The organism is Stappia sp. (assembly GCF_048261845.1).
Classification (GTDB): Bacteria; Pseudomonadota; Alphaproteobacteria; order Rhizobiales; family Stappiaceae; genus Stappia.
Genome location: NZ_JBLXFR010000012.1, coordinates 78,858 through 93,611, shown reverse-complemented (window position 1 = coordinate 93,611; position 14,754 = coordinate 78,858). Strand labels below are relative to the sequence as shown.

Sequence of the window (14,754 nt, the reverse complement as noted above, 5' to 3'; positions counted from 1 at the left end):
GATCGAGACCGCATCTTGGGTCTGGTTGCGCCGGCGACCGAACGACTTTGGCGAATCGCGTGAGCTGCGTGCTGTCTTCTTCGGCGGCGTGCGATTCGCGCGATCCTTGCTTGAACATGGCGGGTCGTGCACAACTACGCTCCGGTCCGGGCCCCTGTCCCGGACCGGTATGCCGGAATGACTGAAAGTGCCGGAAAGACGATGAACGAGACAAACAACGAATCCGACGTCAATCCCGAGACGGCAGCCGAAGAGGCGGCCGCGGCCGATGCGCTTGCCGATGAGCAACGGGACGGAGATCCGACGGAGGCCCTGCTTGCCGAGAACGCGGATCTCAAGGACCGGGTGCTGCGCACCATGGCGGAGATGGAAAACCTCCGCCGCCGCACGGACAAGGACGTCCGCGACGCACGCCAGTATGCGGCATCGGGTTTCGCGCGGGACATGCTGGCTGTCAGCGACAATCTGCGTCGCGCCCTCGAAGCCGTGTCCGACGAGACGCGGGCGGCGGCCGACGATGCCATGCGCGCTCTGATCGAGGGCGTCGAAATGACCGAGCGGGAGATGCTGAACCAGCTCGAGAAGAACGGTGTCAAGCGGATCGACCCGGCCGGAGAGAAATTCGATCCGAACTTCCACCAGGCGATGTTCGAGGTGCCCAATACCGAGGTGCCCAACAATACGGTCGTGCAGGTCATGCAATCCGGCTACATGATCGGCGAGCGGGTCCTGCGCCCCGCACTTGTTGGCGTTTCCAAGGGCGGTCCCAAGGAACGCCGGCCGGAAGAGTCGCCGGGCGCTGCTTCCGAGCCCGGCTCGACCGTTGACCGGACCGCCTGAGGGCAGTCCCCGGGACGTGAACCGAAAACGCTGGCCTCTGGCCGGCGTTTTTGCTTGCAGGAGGGCCTCCCTCATGCCTGCATGATCTGCTGGACCGGGAGGTCCGCGGAAGTTCGCCCGTCACATCGCCGCCTGGATTGGCACCCGGTCATGATCATGATGCTTCAGATTCTCGATTTTCTCGGTGTGGCGGTTTTCGCGATCACCGGGACGATTGTCGCCTCGCGGCTGCGCCTCGACTGTCTTGCCTTCGTGTTCTTCTCCGTCTTCACCGGCGTCGGCGGCGGAACGCTGCGCGACCTTTTGCTGGATGCGCCGGTTTTCTGGGTCGAGAATCAGATTTATCTGGTCGTCTGCATCGCCATCGGAGGAGCGATGTGGTTTCTGGCCCCGTTCGTGGAAAAGCTCAGCAAACCGCTGCGCTGGGCCGATGCCCTTGGTCTGGCGGCCTACTCCGTCATGGGAGCGGCCAAGACGCTGAGCCTTGGTCATCCCTCCATCGTTGCAGTCCTCATGGGTGTCGCCACCGCGACCTTTGGCGGCATCATACGCGACACCATCGCCGGACAGCCCTCGGCCCTGGTCAAGCCGGAGATCTACCTGACATCCGCCTTTGCCGGGGCCGGGGTCTATGTCGGTCTTTGGGTGTTGGGAACGCCTGCCTGGCCTGCCGCACTGGGCGGGGTCTGTGCCGCGCTGCTGTTGCGGGGAGGGGCGATCATGCGGGGCTGGTGCCTGCCGCCCTATCGACCGCCGGAGGACCGGGGAGACTGAGGCGCGCCATACCTTGGGCGCGGCTGCCCGCAAAAAGCGGGTAAGGCTCCGCTCCCGTGATCCCCGGGCGAAGGATCAGTCGGGCGGTTTCCCGGTCTCGCCGCAGAAGCGTTGACCACGCTGCTTCGCAAGGGTCCCGGGACGACCTGCAATCAGGCGGCGGAACGGGAGGCGGGGGCAGCGAGCGCGGTGCCGGCCTTTTTCGGCTGTTGCTGCGATTTCAGCTTGTCGGCTTCCTGGTGCCAGCGATCGGCCTCGCGGCGCTTGACCCTGGCTTCCTTGCGCCACTTCCCCTGGGCTGCCCAGGATGCGACGCCGCCGACGAAGACCCCGAAGGCGACCGCTGCAAACAGGAACCAGAACATCGGTGCCTGGAGGCTCACTGCCGGCTCGGCGGACGAGAACGGATCCAGCGACAGGCGCACGTCGTGCCGGTTGGCCACCGCCAGTGCGATCAGAACCAGCGCGATCGGCAGCAACACAAGGTTCTTCAAAAAGCGTGTCAAAGGAAGTCTCCCGTCCAGGCGTCAGAAAACAGGCGCCGCGCGCCATCCTTCCGCCGATCAACCGCAGTCGCCATGTCGCGCGGGCGCGACAGGCCTGTCCCGGTTTCTGTCTGTCAGTCCTCGGAGCCGTCGCCGTCGTTGAGCCGCTCGCGCATTTCCTTCCCCGTCTTGAAGAAGGGCACGTATTTCTCGTCGACATCGACCTTTTGCCCGGTCCGGGGATTGCGCCCGGTTCGTGCCGGGCGGTTCTTGACCGAAAACGCGCCGAAGCCGCGCAACTCGACCCGGTTGCCGCTTCTCAAGGCATCGGTGATCTCGTCGAGAATGGCATTGACGATGTTTTCGACGTCACGCTGGTAGAGATGCGGATTTTGTTCGGCAATCCGCTGCACCAGTTCCGACTTGATCATTCGTGTCTCCCTGTCCGGTCGAGACCTTCCGTCGCGGCTTGAGCGTGCCAAACGGATACGACACCGTCAAGCGCAACCCCTTCCGGCACAATGCTGTTGGCGCCCTTGACAGTCTCCAGGATACCGTCCGCAAGGCCGCTGCCGACCCATTTGGCGATCCGGGCGGCGAAGGGCAGGCCGTCCAGTTCCCCGTTGCTCGACCAGTTGACGACCGGGAGGTCGGGGCTCACGCCGCGATCCTTCTCCAGCCAGGCGATGCTCGCCTCCTCGCCGCCGAGGGCATCGACAAGGCCGAGGCGCTTGGCCGCCTCGCCGGAATAGATGCCGCCCTCGGCGACGCCGCGGACAGCCTGTTCGTCCATCTTGCGACGCTCTGCCACCCGGGCGACGAACCACTCGTAGCTGTCGTTGATCACTGCCTGCAGATTGTCGCGCACGGCCTGGGGCGTGTCGGAATGGAAGTTCGGCTCGGCCTTCAACGGGCCGGAACGAACCACGTCGACCTTCACGCCGATCGTGTCGAGGAGACCGCCAATATTCCCGTACTGGATATAGACGCCAATCGAACCGGTGAGCGAGGTATGGCGCGCTACGATATGATCGGCGGCAATCGCCGTCATGTAACCGGCAGAGGCGCCAAGCGTTCCGATCTGGGCAACAACAGGCTTCTTCTCGGCCAGCTCGCGCAAGGCTTGGTAAAGCGCCTCGCCACCGACGGTGGAGCCGCCGGGCGAATTGATGTCGATGATCACCGCCGCAACGCGGTCGTTTTCGGTCAGTTGCCGGATCATCTTCAGCTTTGCGCGGTCGTCGATGATGACCCCGCTGACGCCAACCCGGGCGATATGCATCGACCGCTTCGACAGGGGGCCGAAACCGCCGGCCCAGGCAATGCCGCCAACGATCGCGATCGCGGCCAGAAGGAAGGCGGCGATGCGCCAGAACACGACCTTTCGGCGCAATCGCCGTCGGTCAACTATCGCATCCGCATCGAAGGACATGGACAAAGCCTTTCCGTCTCGTCGCTCGGGTGCCTATCGCTACATTGGCGGGACCTGAATGAAAAGCCCGACTTTCCACGAATAATGCTTTTGGGTGAACGCTCGCGGCATTGCTTTACGCTGCGGCGTCTGCAACTTGGCTCTGATCCGTTCCGGTCGATGGACGGAAGTCCTGAAACATGGGGGTGGCGCCAGGATGCCGCAGTTCACGCTTTCCACACTCGACAAGGCCAAGGCGGAGGGGCGTCGCTTTGCCATGTTGACCGCCTATGACGCGTCCTTCGCGCAGGTTGCGGCCGTGTCGGGCATCGAGACGCTGCTGATCGGCGACAGCCTTGGCATGGTCGTACAGGGACGGGGGTCGACGCTTCCCGTGACGATGGACGACATGATCTACCACACGGCCTGTGTTGCGCGCGGCGTCGAGACCTGCGAGCAACGCCCCCTTCTGGTCGCCGACCTGCCTTTCGCCGCCGCGAACACGCCTGTCGACGCGGCTGTGAACGCGGCCCGGCTGATGCAGGCCGGGGCAAACGTGGTCAAGATCGAGGGCGGCGGATGGCTGGCGGAGACCGTACGCCATCTGACCGACCGCGGAATTCCGGTTTGCGCCCATCTCGGGCTGACGCCCCAGACTGCGGACATGCTCGGGGGATTCAGGCTCCAGGGTCGTGACGAGGCGGCGGCGCGGCGCATCCGGGAGGATGCGGCCGTACTGGCGGAGGCCGGCGCCCGTCTGCTGTTGCTCGAATGCGTGCCGGACAGTCTTGGCGCGGCCGTGACGCAGGCCGCCCGCGTGCCGGTGGTCGGCATCGGCGCGGGACCGGCCACCGACGCGCAGGTCCTTGTCATGCACGACATGCTTGGCGTCACGAGCGGCCGCAAGGCCCGTTTCGTGAAGGACTATCTCGCCGGCCGGGGCAGTGTCGCCGAAGCTTTCCGCGCGTTCGCCGATGAGGTCAGGAGCGGTGCCTATCCGGCGCCGGAGCACTGCTACGGCAACTGACGCCGGCGTGCCGACGACGACACGGATGGACGGGCTCTCCCTTCAACGCGGGAGGTGCCCGTGTCATGCTCGCGGGTGGATGAGGGAGATCACACGATGAGCGTCAGGATCGTGCGGCTGGGGAGTGCCAGGACAGCCGGTGAAGGACCGCGCATTGGAACCGTGCGCCGCCCGCCGCGCGGTGTTCGCAAAGAGGATCACGCATCCGGCAACTGGTACGACACCTGGCTTCCCGAACTGTCCCCGAGCGCTGGCCTTGTCACCGAAGCGAGGGCCGTCGACACGGACAAGGACTGGCAGGCCTTCGTCAAGGCGTTCCGCAGGGAGATGGCGGAAGCGACCCCGGCCCGCCTGCTGGACATGCTGGCGCTCCTGTCACGCTCCGCGAATTTTTCACTCGGTTGCTACTGCGAGGACGAGGATCGCTGTCATCGCTCGGTTCTGCGCGCGCTGCTTGCCGAGCGCGGGGCGGATGTCGAGTGACGCGGGGTTCCGGTTGCCTCCGGAAGTGGCGTTGCCGATAAGAGCTGTCGAAGCGGCGCTCCTGAAACGAAAAGACCCCGGCCTTGCGGCCGGGGTCTCGCTTTTTGCTCGGGCCGTGTGGCCTGATCAGTCGTCGGTCTCGCGGGCCTTGAGGGCCGCACCGAGAATGTCGCCGAGCGACGCGCCGGAGTCCGACGAGCCGTACTGCGCGACAGCTTCCTTCTCCTCGGCGATTTCCAGCGCCTTGATGGAGACCGAAACGCGACGGGTCTTCTTGTCGAACTGCGTGATGCGGGCGTCGAACTTCTCGCCGACCGAGAAGCGCTCGGGGCGCTGTTCGGCACGATCACGCGACAGGTCGGCGCGACGGACGAAGGTGGTGATGTCGGAGTCGACGATCTTCGCCTCCAGGCCACCGTCCTTCACTTCGGTCACTTCGCAGGTGATGATGGCACCCTTGCGCAGTTCGCCGGCGGCTGCAGTGTCGAACGGATCGCCGCCGAGCTGCTTGATGCCGAGCGAAATACGCTCCTTGTCCATGTCGACGTCGAGCACGATGGCGCGAACCATGTCGCCCTTCTTGTACTCTTCGATGACCTGCTCGCCCGGACGGTTCCAGTCGAGATCGGACAGGTGGACCATGCCGTCGACGTCGCCGTCGAGACCGATGAACAGGCCGAACTCGGTCTTGTTCTTGACCTCGCCCTCGACCTCGGTGTTGACCGGGAACTTGTCGGCGAAGGCCTCCCACGGGTTCTGAAGCGTCTGCTTCAGGCCGAGCGAGATGCGGCGCTTGACCGGGTCGACTTCCAGGATCATCACCTCAACCTCCTGCGAGGTGGAGACGATCTTGCCCGGATGGACGTTCTTCTTGGTCCAGGACATCTCGGAAACGTGGATCAGGCCTTCGATGCCCGGCTCCAGTTCCACGAACGCGCCGTAGTCGGTGATGTTGGTCACGCGGCCGGTGAACTTGGCATCGACCGGGTACTTCGCCTCGATGCCGTCCCACGGATCGGCCTCGAGCTGCTTCATGCCGAGCGAGATGCGGTGCGTGTCCTGGTTGACACGGATGATCTGCACCTTGACGGTCTGGCCGATGGCCAGCACTTCGCTCGGATGGTTGATCCGGCGCCAGGCAATGTCGGTGACGTGCAGGAGGCCGTCGATGCCGCCGAGGTCGACGAACGCACCGTAGTCGGTGATGTTCTTGACCACGCCTTCCATGACCTGGCCTTCCTCGAGGCTCTGGACCAGCTCCGAACGCTGTTCGGCGCGGGTTTCTTCCAGAACGACACGGCGCGACACGACGATGTTGCCGCGGCGCTTGTCCATCTTCAGGATCTGGAACGGCTGCGGCGTGTGCATCAGCGGAGCCACATCGCGCACGGGACGGATGTCGACCTGCGAGCGCGGCAGGAAGGCCACGGCGCCGTCGAGGTCGACGGTGAAGCCACCCTTGACCTGGTTGAAGATCTGGCCGGTGACCTTCTCGTTCGCCTCGAAGGCGACCTCGAGACGGATCCAGCTCTCTTCGCGACGTGCCTTGTCACGCGACAGCACGGCCTCGCCGAGCGCGTTCTCGACGCGCTCCAGATAGACCTCGACCTTGTCGCCGACGGACACGCCGGCATCGTCGCCGTCGCGGCCCTTGACGCCGAATTCCTTGAGCGCGACGCGGCCTTCGACCTTCAGGCCGACGTCGATCACCGCGAGATCCTTCTCGATGGCGATGACGGTGCCGGTGATCACGGAGCCTTCATAGTGCTCCTGCTCCTCGAAGCTCTGCTCGAGAAGGGCGGCGAACTCGTCGCGTGTGGGATTCAAACTGTTCATCGAAACTCCTGGCAGCCAAACATGGCTCTTCGCCGGCGGGTTTGTGTTGCTCCTGGCGGTTCCTCCTTCCGGCAACGTCGCTCTGGACGATGCATCCGCGTGGGCCCCCGTGTCCGCATCTTGCGCGGGGACGAGGGATCCGGCGGGCCGGCGAGGCGAACGGTGAAACCGCACTCTCGAATAATCGCCAAGGTCGCCGGATGTCCGGTCAAAGACCGGACCGCGCCCGCGATCCTGCCGGTTGCCGCCCGAAGGCGGGCAATCCGGCACAGGCCATGGAAAAAACGCCGAGATCGTGTCCGCTACTCCGCGTACACGCTATCGACGATATCCACAGCCGCCTTGAACGCCGTTTCTATATCCATTTCCGATGTGTCGAGCAAGTGCGCATCGTCCGCGGCCTTCAACGGAGCCACCGTCCGGCTGGCATCGCGCTGGTCCCGGCGCTCCAGGTCAGCGAGGACCTTGTCGAAATCGGCTGGCTTGCCCTTGGCTTCGAGCTCCATGGTCCGCCGTTTTGCGCGCTCCCGGGCGCTCGCCGTGGCGAACAGTTTCACGTCGGCATCCGGACACACGACCGTGCCGATGTCGCGTCCGTCGAGAACGGCGCCAGGCGGTTCCATTGCGAACCGGCGCTGCAACTGCACGAGTTCCTCGCGAAGCCCCGGAAGAACGGCGATGCGCGACGCCGCCTCGCCGATCTCGTGGGCCGACAGCACGTCTCGGTCGAGTCTGGACAGGTCCAGGTTGCGGGCCGTGGCCACCGCGACGGCCTCGTCGCCAAGTGGCAGGCCGCGGGCCAGAAGGGCGGCTGCCACCGCCCTGTAGGTCAGCCCGGTGTCGAGATGGTGCAGTCCGTAATGCGCCGCCAGCCGGCGGGCAAGGGTTCCCTTGCCGGACGCGGCCGGCCCGTCGATGGCGATGATCATGCTGCCTTTACCTCCGCCGGGGAGAGGTCGCCGCCGAGTTCCCGGATCAGTTCCTGGAAGGTCGGGAAGCTGGTGGCGATCACCGCGCCGTCATCGACGGTCACCGGTGCATCCGCGGCGAGGCCGAGAACCAGGAAGCTCATGGCGATGCGGTGGTCGAGATGGGTGGCGACCGTGCCCCCGCCGATCTCGCTGCGCCGGCCATGCACGACGAGGCTCGTTTCGCCTTCCTCGCAATCGATGCGGTTGGCCCGCAAACCTGCCGCGACGGCGGCCAGGCGATCGGACTCCTTCACGCGCAGTTCCTCCAGCCCCAGCATCGTCGTTGACCCGTCCGCGAAGGCGGCGGCCACGGCCAGGACCGGATATTCGTCGATCATCGAGGGGGCTCGTTCGGCCGGCACGGTGATGCCCTTCAAGGCCGAATGGCGGACGCGGATGTCGCCAAGTTTTTCTCCGCCGGTCTCGCGGATGTTTTCGATGACGAGATCGGCTCCCATTTCCTGCAGCGACGTCAGCAGGCCGGTCCGGTGCTCGTTGAGAAGCACGTCGGCGACCGTCACGTCGGAACCCGGCGTGATCAGCGCTGCGACGATCGGGAAGGCGGCGGACGAGGGGTCCGCCGGCACGGTGATGTCCTGCGGCTGCAACTCGCCCTGTCCGGTGACGGTGATGATGCGTCCGCCCGAGCCGTCGGCCTCGACGTTGATTGCCGCGCCGAAGCCCATCAGCATGCGTTCGGTGTGGTCGCGCGTCGGGATCGGCTCGATCACCGTCGTCTGTCCGGGTGCGTTGAGGCCGGCCAGCAGGACCGCCGACTTCACCTGGGCGGACGGGACCGGCACCCGGTAGGTGATCGGTGCTGCCGTTCCCGGACCGCGCACGGACAGCGGCAGCCGGTCGCCCGAACGAGCGATGATGCGCGCGCCCATCTGGCGCAGCGGCTCGAGCACCCGGCCCATAGGACGGCGTGAAAGGGACGCATCGCCGATGAAAGTGGTGGCGATCGGGTGTGTTCCGGCAAGGCCGAGCGCCAGCCTGACGCCGGTGCCCGCGTTTCCGTAGTCGATCACCGTCTCCGGCTCGACAAGGCTGCCAAGCCCCGCGCCATCGACAGTCCAGACGCCGAGGGGGTCCCGGTCGATCCTGGCCCCGAAGGCGCGCATCGCGGCTGCTGTGTTCAGGACATCTTCCGATTCCAGCAGGCCGGTCACGGTGGTGCGGCCCACTGCGAGGGCGCCCAGCATCAGCGAACGGTGAGAAATTGATTTGTCGCCGGGTACGGTGACCCGGCCCTTCAGCGCGCTGCCTGAGCGCGCCACCATCGGCGCGACGGAAGTGGAATGGGACATGTTGCGATCCGGAGCTTGCAGGCCAAGTGTTGCGTCGCATCTCGTATCATGCTGGAACCGATACGTCACCGTGGCCGTTCCAGGCCGGGTGCCACTGTTGAACCGGCTTCCCGAGAGCTTTTGGGCAAAGGTCACAAAGCGTTTGACGAAGCAGGCCGGATTAGGCTTTGACATGACGTCGGGCAGCCTATATGCGAACGCCCGATTATCGAAAAAGACAAGGGTTGGAACCGTGGCGAAACCCGAACTTGGCACCAAGCGGCTGTGCGGCGGCTGCGGCGCGAAATATTACGATCTCAATCGCGATCCGATTACCTGTCCGAAATGCGGCACGGTCTTCGTCCTTTCCCAGGCGATGCGCGTGAAGGCAGCGGCCAAGGCGGCGGCGGTAGAGGAAGACGAGGACGACGACGTCGAGGCCGAGGATGACGGCGCCGAGCTGGTCAGCCTCGAGGAGGCCGACGCCGAAACCGAGGGCGATGCAGCGGTTTCGGTCGATGCGGACGACGACGAGGAAGACATCGACGACGATGATTCTGTCGATGACGTTTTCATCGATGATGAGGACGAGGAAGACGATGAAGTCCCTGGCATCGTTGTCGAGCGCGACGACGAGGACACGGACCGCTGAAACGGCGCCATCGCCGCCCCGCGCGGCGTTGGCACCAGCGACGGCAACCGGAGTTTGTCCACAGTCGTAGTGGTTTCCGGCGGGCGATGTTTGAACGAGCGGATTATTCCGCTTGACTTGAAGGGCGGAAGACGTATTTTCCGCCCGCATCGGCACGGCAGACCCAAACGCCGCGCCGCGATTTTCCGAAAGCGTGACAGCCTCTTCCAGGGAGTGCTTGAAGGTGTTTCGGAGAAAATCTGGAAGACGGGGCCATAGCTCAGTTGGGAGAGCGCTTGAATGGCATTCAAGAGGTCAGGGGTTCGATTCCCCTTGGCTCCACCAGTCTTCCCCTTGCAGGGTTTTGTCCCTCGGCAGTTTGATCCTCAAAGCAGCTTTGGCGGTTCGACACGTTTCCGCATGTGATGCCTGCGGCGTGCAGGTGAGGGCACCCTTTTAGCTCGGCACGGCCTTGCGATCATACAGCCCGCCAAGACGCGCTTCGTAGGCTTCCGCGAGCGCGCTGGTGCTGGCTCCCGTCACCCGGTCGACCAGCTGACGCACCTTCACCTCGACGCGCTGCAGCTCGCCGGCAACGGCACGGGCCATCTCCTCGCTGCGGGCAAGGCGGTCGTTCCACTGATCGCGCAGCATCTCGTAGATCGCGTGGAAGAGATGCGCGCTCGGCTTGAGCGCGGCCAGCAGCGTCTCGAACTCGCCCTCGATGATCTCCTGTCGCACTGATTTTCGGCGATCCGGGCAATCGCGTGTGTCGCAGAGATAGTAGGCGTAATGCTTGGTGCGGCCTTTCGACCAGCAGGCGGTCATCGGCTGGTTGCAGGAGGCGCAGCAGACGAAGCCGCGCAGCGGGAAGTCCTCGTTGAGGTCCTTGCGCACGGGAGCCTTGGGCGTGCCCTTGAGCCGCTCCTGCGCCCGCTGCCAGGTAGCAAGACACACCAGGGGCTCGTGTTTGGCCGGAATGAAGGACATGCCCCATTTGGGCACCTCGATATTTCCGGCATAGAGCATGCGGTTGAGCAGCTCGGCGACGCGCTCGAAGTGCACCTCGCCGCGATGGTCGCGCGGATAGGCGGGCTGGCTTTCCAGGAAGCGCTTTGCCTCGGCAACACTCTCCAGCCGGCCGCAGGCGAAGGCGACAGCGTTTGCCGCAGGAGTGGCTTGCCACATTCGATCGAGGAACGCTTGAGCGGACCAACGTGATCATCGACACACCGCGCGGAACGGGCGTCCCTCTCGCCGGCATCGTCTGGCCGCTGCAGCCGGACATTCTCGGCGAGTGGTTTGTGCTTTCCTCTCTGAACGGCGGCTTCATTGAGACGGAAGACCTATGTGAAGCGGCATGGAAATGCAGCCCCGCGCGCTTCTCGGCCTGTCTGCAGCGCTGTGTTCAGGATTTCCCGCTCCGTGCGGGAAACCCGCGAACTGCTGAACACTCCCTTTCCCTTGCCGGATGACGCCGCTCGCGCGGCCAGCGCGGTGATGATGTCGGGGCTGTTTGAGATAAATTGCCAGACGGTTTCACTGCAACTGCTGGAGCAATGCGAGGCGGCGGCGCTAGTGGATGAAAAATTAAAGGCGCATTCCCTGCTAGGATATTGCAAATTAAATGGTATTTGCTTCGATAAGAACGCAGAAGCCGGTTTTGCCCTGACAAAGAACGTTGCCGAAGCCGAACACGAGACCGCGATATTCAATCTTGGCGTCTGCTATGCAAGGGGCACGGTCGTCAAGGTGAATTTTAGGGAGGCGTTTCGCTGGTACCGCAAGGCGGCGGAGGCCGGAGAAACTGTTGCCATGCTCAACCTCGGCGCCTGCTACCAAGGCGGCACTGGCGTCGAGGCGGATTCCGAAGAGGAGGCGCGCTCGTGAGGCCCGCTGCGCGCCTCCCATTGGGTCCCTCCCGGCGGGGCTCTCGGTTTCACCTCCGTGGCCACTTGGCAGGGCTTCGTGTATGTCGCCTTCGCCATCGACGCATCAGCCGAGCCACTCCTGTGGAGTGGCGGCAGAATAGTCGATGGGGTCGCCCATGACGCCGTCCTCGCGCAGTGCCCAGTAGGCGGCGTGGAGCCGGGTGGTGAAGTTGCCCGGTGCCCCGTTGGCGACCGCCTTGCCGTCGACCGAGGTCACCGGAACGACGCCGCCGGCAGTGGTCGTCAGGAACACTTCCGACGCACCGCGCACCATCTCTGGCGACAGCGGCGCCTCCTCGACGGGAAGGCCTAGCTGTCGCGCCAGTTCCAGCACCGTGCGGCGGGTCATGCCGTCCAACATGTTGCGCGCCGGGGTCACCAGTGTGCCGTCGACGGTGGCGAAGATGTTGAAGCCCGGCCCTTCCACCACATTGCCGTCGCCGTCTGTCAGGACGACGGTCTCGCACCCCGCGTCATAGGCGTCGAGCAGGCCCATCTCGAAATCGAGCCAGTGATAGTGCTTGACCAGCGGGTCGGCGGAGGCGGGAGGAACGCGTAGACGCGAGGAAATGTGCAGGCTCATGCCCAGCGACTGCAGCTCCGGCGGCTTGAGCCACATGTAGGGCATGCAGAACGCCTGGAAGCGACTCTCGCACAGGCGCAGGTCGCGGCTGCCGATGGGCGGACGCCCGCGTGTGTTGATGATCTGCACATAGGCCTTGTCGTAGCCGCAGACCCGTACCAGCGCGTGGATGATCTCGCGGATCTGCGCCGGCTCGTAGCGGATCGGCATGCGCAGCCGCTCGCCGGAGCGGCTGAAACGGGCGAGATGATCGTCGAGGCGGAACACCTTGCCGTTCCACGCCGAAACGGTTTCCTGGAACGCGTCGGAGCGCAGGAAGCCCCAGTCGAGCAGCGGGATCCGCGCCTCCTCGATGGGGACGATCCGTCCGTCGATGAAGGCGGAGCCCTTCTCGAAGCCGGGCAGCGGTGCGCATGTCTGCGCGCCCTGGCCCGGTTCCGGCCAGTCCAGCGAGGGCCTGGTGTCCTGCAAGCTCATGTCTGTTTCCTTCCCAAAAATCGGCGTCATCATTTCAAGCGGTAGATTCGTTTTCCAGGAGATGGCAGGCGGCGGCGCCTTCCTCCAGCGCCGTCATTGCGGGCTCCTCGACATGGCAACGGTCGAAGGCATGCGGGCAGCGGGTGCTGAACCGGCAGCCCGGCGGCGGAGCGGTGGGGCTGGGCACGTCGCCCTGCAGGATGATGCGGCGGTCGGAGGCTGCCGGGTCGGGGACGGGCGCGGCGGACAGCAGGGCCTGCGTATACGGGTGGCCGGGCCTGGAAAAGACACGGTCGCGCGGCCCCTTCTCGACGATGCGCCCGAGATACATCACGGCCACCTGGTGGGAGAGATGCTCGACGACCGCAAGATCGTGGCTGATGAAGAGGATGGCGAGGCCGAGCCGCGTCTGCAAGTCGCACAGGAGGTTGATGATCTGCGCCTGCACGGAGACATCGAGCGCGGAGACGCTTTCATCGCAGATCAGCAGGTCCGGCTCGCCGGCAAGTGCGCGGGCGATGCAGATGCGCTGCCGCTGGCCGCCGGAAAACTCGTGCGGCCAACGCCGGCTGGACCCAGCCGGAAGGCCGACCAGCCCGAGCAGTTCCTCCACCCGGCCGGCGATCTTGCCGGCGGGCAGCAGCTTCAGGCTGCGGATCGGTTCGGCGACGAGCTCGCTCACGCGCTGACGCGGATTGAGGCTGGAGAAGGGATCCTGGAACACCATGCCCATGCGGCGGCGGTACGGGTGCAGTTGCGCCGCGCCGAGATCGTCGATGCGCTGTCCGTCGAGCCGGATCTCGCCGCCGGAGATCTTCTGCAGGCCGATGATGCAGCGGCCGACGGTGGTCTTGCCGCATCCGGATTCGCCGACGAGCGACAGGGTCTGCTCGCGCCGGATCTCCAAGTCGACCTTGTCCACCGCCTTGACGGTCCTGGTCGAACTGCCGAACAGCCCGCTGCGCAGGCGAAAGTGCATCTGGAGGTCGCGGACCTCGAGAATGGCGTCGTTGGTTCGCTCGCTCATGCGGCCTCCAGCGGATAGTGGCACGCGACCGAATGTCCTTCGCCCTGCGGGAGCAGCGCCGGGGCCACCGTGCGGCAGGTGTCCTGCACCCTGGCGCAGCGCGGGGCGAAGATGCAGCCTTCGTGACGCAGCCTGAGATCGGGCACGCTGCCGGGAATTTCCGCGAGCCTGCTCCTGTGCGAGCCGCGGGCCGAACCGATCTTGGGCACGGCCGCCAGCAGGCCGCCGGTATAGGGATGCATGGGCCGGGCGAAGAGCGGCCCGACCGGGGCTTCCTCGATCTTGCGGCCGGCATACATGACCACGACCCGCTCGGCGAACTCGGCGACGACCCCGAGATCGTGCGTGATCATCAGGACGGCGGAGCCGCGGCGCTTTTGAAGGTGCCGCATGAGGTCGAGGACCTGCGCCTGGATCGTCACGTCGAGCGCGGTCGTCGGTTCGTCGGCGATCAGCAGGGCCGGGTTGCAGGCCATGGCGATGGTGATCATCACCCGCTGGCGCATGCCGCCGGACAGCTCGTGCGGATACTGGCCGACCCGGTGTTCCGGCGAGGAGATGCCGACTTCCCGCAGCAACTCGACCGCCCGTTTACGCGCCTGCGCCCGGCTCATGTTCTCGTGCAGCAGCAGGGCTTCCTCGATCTGCCGGCCGACGGTCCAGACCGGATTGAGCGAGGTCATCGGCTCCTGGAAGATCATGCCGATCTCGCCGCCGCGCACCTGCCGCATGCGGCGCTGGGAGCGGTGCAGGAGATCCTCGCCGCGGAACAGGATGCGGCCGCCGATCCGGGTCGAGGCCTGTGGCAGCAGGCGCAGGATCGACAGGGAGGTCACGGACTTTCCGCATCCCGATTCGCCGACGATCGCCACGGTCTCGCCGGCGTCGACCTCGAGCGAGAGGCCGTCGACGGCGCGGTTGACGCCGCCGGGGGTCCGGAAGTGGATCTGCAGATCCGCTATCTTCAGCAAAGACATGTGCGGGTCCCC

Annotated in this window: 17 protein-coding genes and 1 tRNA gene; 8 read left to right on the top strand and 10 right to left on the bottom strand. The window is 65.3% G+C overall.

Features of this window, described 5'->3' with window-relative positions:
* Nucleotides 1–177 precede the first annotated feature (177 nt).
* Both grpE and ACN0T5_RS07665 read left to right on the top strand, forming a co-directional pair.
* Nucleotides 178–840: a nucleotide exchange factor GrpE gene (gene grpE / locus ACN0T5_RS07670; protein WP_417768031.1), complete on the top strand. Its 663-nt coding sequence runs from the start codon at nt 178–180 to the stop codon at nt 838–840.
* 150 nt (nt 841–990) lie between these two features.
* Nucleotides 991–1,614: a trimeric intracellular cation channel family protein gene (locus ACN0T5_RS07665; RefSeq protein ID WP_417768030.1), complete on the top strand. Its 624-nt coding sequence runs from the start codon at nt 991–993 to the stop codon at nt 1,612–1,614.
* 152 nt (nt 1,615–1,766) lie between these two features.
* Here the strand turns inward: ACN0T5_RS07665 and ACN0T5_RS07660 are convergent, their stop codons facing one another.
* From ACN0T5_RS07660 to sppA, 3 genes are all read right to left on the bottom strand, one after another.
* Complete coding sequence (locus ACN0T5_RS07660; RefSeq protein WP_417768029.1) at nt 1,767–2,120, bottom strand: LapA family protein; 354 nt, start codon at nt 2,118–2,120, stop codon at nt 1,767–1,769.
* A 113-nt stretch (nt 2,121–2,233) separates the two neighbouring features.
* Nucleotides 2,234–2,530 (bottom strand): integration host factor subunit beta, encoded by a 297-nt coding sequence (locus ACN0T5_RS07655; RefSeq protein ID WP_306028187.1) that lies wholly within the window; start codon nt 2,528–2,530, stop codon nt 2,234–2,236.
* Entirely contained in the window at nt 2,527–3,531 is a 1,005-nt protein-coding gene (sppA, locus tag ACN0T5_RS07650; protein WP_417768028.1) for a signal peptide peptidase SppA, read from the bottom strand. Before sppA ends, ACN0T5_RS07655 begins: the two co-directional genes overlap by 4 nt.
* Before the next feature lie 196 nt (nt 3,532–3,727).
* On the opposite strand from sppA, the gene panB reads away from it, so the two are divergent.
* A complete protein-coding gene (gene panB, locus ACN0T5_RS07645) occupies nt 3,728–4,537 on the top strand; it encodes a 3-methyl-2-oxobutanoate hydroxymethyltransferase (protein WP_417768027.1) in 810 nt (269 codons plus the stop codon).
* 96 nt (nt 4,538–4,633) lie between these two features.
* A complete protein-coding gene (locus tag ACN0T5_RS07640) occupies nt 4,634–5,020 on the top strand; it encodes a DUF488 domain-containing protein (protein ID WP_417768026.1) in 387 nt (128 codons plus the stop codon).
* A gap of 126 nt (nt 5,021–5,146) precedes the next feature.
* Here ACN0T5_RS07640 and rpsA read toward each other — a convergent pair whose 3' ends face one another.
* The 3 genes from rpsA to aroA form a co-directional block, all read right to left on the bottom strand.
* Complete coding sequence (gene rpsA, locus ACN0T5_RS07635; protein WP_417768025.1) at nt 5,147–6,856, bottom strand: 30S ribosomal protein S1; 1,710 nt, start codon at nt 6,854–6,856, stop codon at nt 5,147–5,149.
* 302 nt (nt 6,857–7,158) lie between these two features.
* Nucleotides 7,159–7,785 carry a (d)CMP kinase gene (gene cmk / locus ACN0T5_RS07630; RefSeq protein WP_417768024.1) on the bottom strand — a complete coding sequence of 209 codons (627 nt, stop codon included), beginning with the start codon at nt 7,783–7,785 and terminating at the stop codon, nt 7,159–7,161.
* Nucleotides 7,782–9,137 (bottom strand): 3-phosphoshikimate 1-carboxyvinyltransferase, encoded by a 1,356-nt coding sequence (aroA, locus tag ACN0T5_RS07625; protein WP_417768023.1) that lies wholly within the window; start codon nt 9,135–9,137, stop codon nt 7,782–7,784. Before aroA ends, cmk begins: the two co-directional genes overlap by 4 nt.
* A 142-nt stretch (nt 9,138–9,279) precedes the next feature.
* On the opposite strand from aroA, the gene ACN0T5_RS07620 reads away from it, so the two are divergent.
* Both ACN0T5_RS07620 and ACN0T5_RS07615 read left to right on the top strand, forming a co-directional pair.
* Entirely contained in the window at nt 9,280–9,768 is a 489-nt protein-coding gene (locus ACN0T5_RS07620) for a TIGR02300 family protein (protein WP_417768022.1), read from the top strand.
* 248 nt (nt 9,769–10,016) lie between these two features.
* Nucleotides 10,017–10,092 (top strand) — tRNA-Ala (locus ACN0T5_RS07615).
* A 111-nt stretch (nt 10,093–10,203) separates the two neighbouring features.
* Here the strand turns inward: ACN0T5_RS07615 and ACN0T5_RS07610 are convergent.
* Entirely contained in the window at nt 10,204–10,935 is a 732-nt protein-coding gene (locus tag ACN0T5_RS07610) for a zinc ribbon domain-containing protein (protein ID WP_417768021.1), read from the bottom strand.
* 29 nt (nt 10,936–10,964) lie between these two features.
* Between ACN0T5_RS07610 and ACN0T5_RS07605 the strand changes: the two genes are divergently transcribed.
* Nucleotides 10,965–11,222 (top strand): hypothetical protein, encoded by a 258-nt coding sequence (locus ACN0T5_RS07605; RefSeq protein ID WP_417768020.1) that lies wholly within the window; start codon nt 10,965–10,967, stop codon nt 11,220–11,222.
* Entirely contained in the window at nt 11,173–11,637 is a 465-nt protein-coding gene (locus ACN0T5_RS07600) for a tetratricopeptide repeat protein (protein WP_417768019.1), read from the top strand. Before ACN0T5_RS07605 ends, ACN0T5_RS07600 begins: the two co-directional genes overlap by 50 nt.
* A gap of 105 nt (nt 11,638–11,742) precedes the next feature.
* Here ACN0T5_RS07600 and ACN0T5_RS07595 read toward each other — a convergent pair whose 3' ends face one another.
* The 3 genes from ACN0T5_RS07595 to ACN0T5_RS07585 are packed head-to-tail and all read right to left on the bottom strand — an operon-like array spanning nt 11,743 to nt 14,742.
* Nucleotides 11,743–12,738, bottom strand: a complete 996-nt coding sequence (locus ACN0T5_RS07595) for an aminotransferase class IV (protein ID WP_417768018.1) — start codon at nt 12,736–12,738, stop codon at nt 11,743–11,745.
* A gap of 34 nt (nt 12,739–12,772) precedes the next feature.
* Nucleotides 12,773–13,765 (bottom strand): ABC transporter ATP-binding protein, encoded by a 993-nt coding sequence (locus tag ACN0T5_RS07590; protein ID WP_417768017.1) that lies wholly within the window; start codon nt 13,763–13,765, stop codon nt 12,773–12,775.
* The gene (locus ACN0T5_RS07585; protein ID WP_417768016.1) at nt 13,762–14,742 is read right to left on the bottom strand and encodes an ABC transporter ATP-binding protein; all 981 of its coding nucleotides are present in this window, start codon (nt 14,740–14,742) and stop codon (nt 13,762–13,764) included. Before ACN0T5_RS07585 ends, ACN0T5_RS07590 begins: the two co-directional genes overlap by 4 nt.
* Between the last annotated feature and the right edge of the window lie 12 nt (nt 14,743–14,754).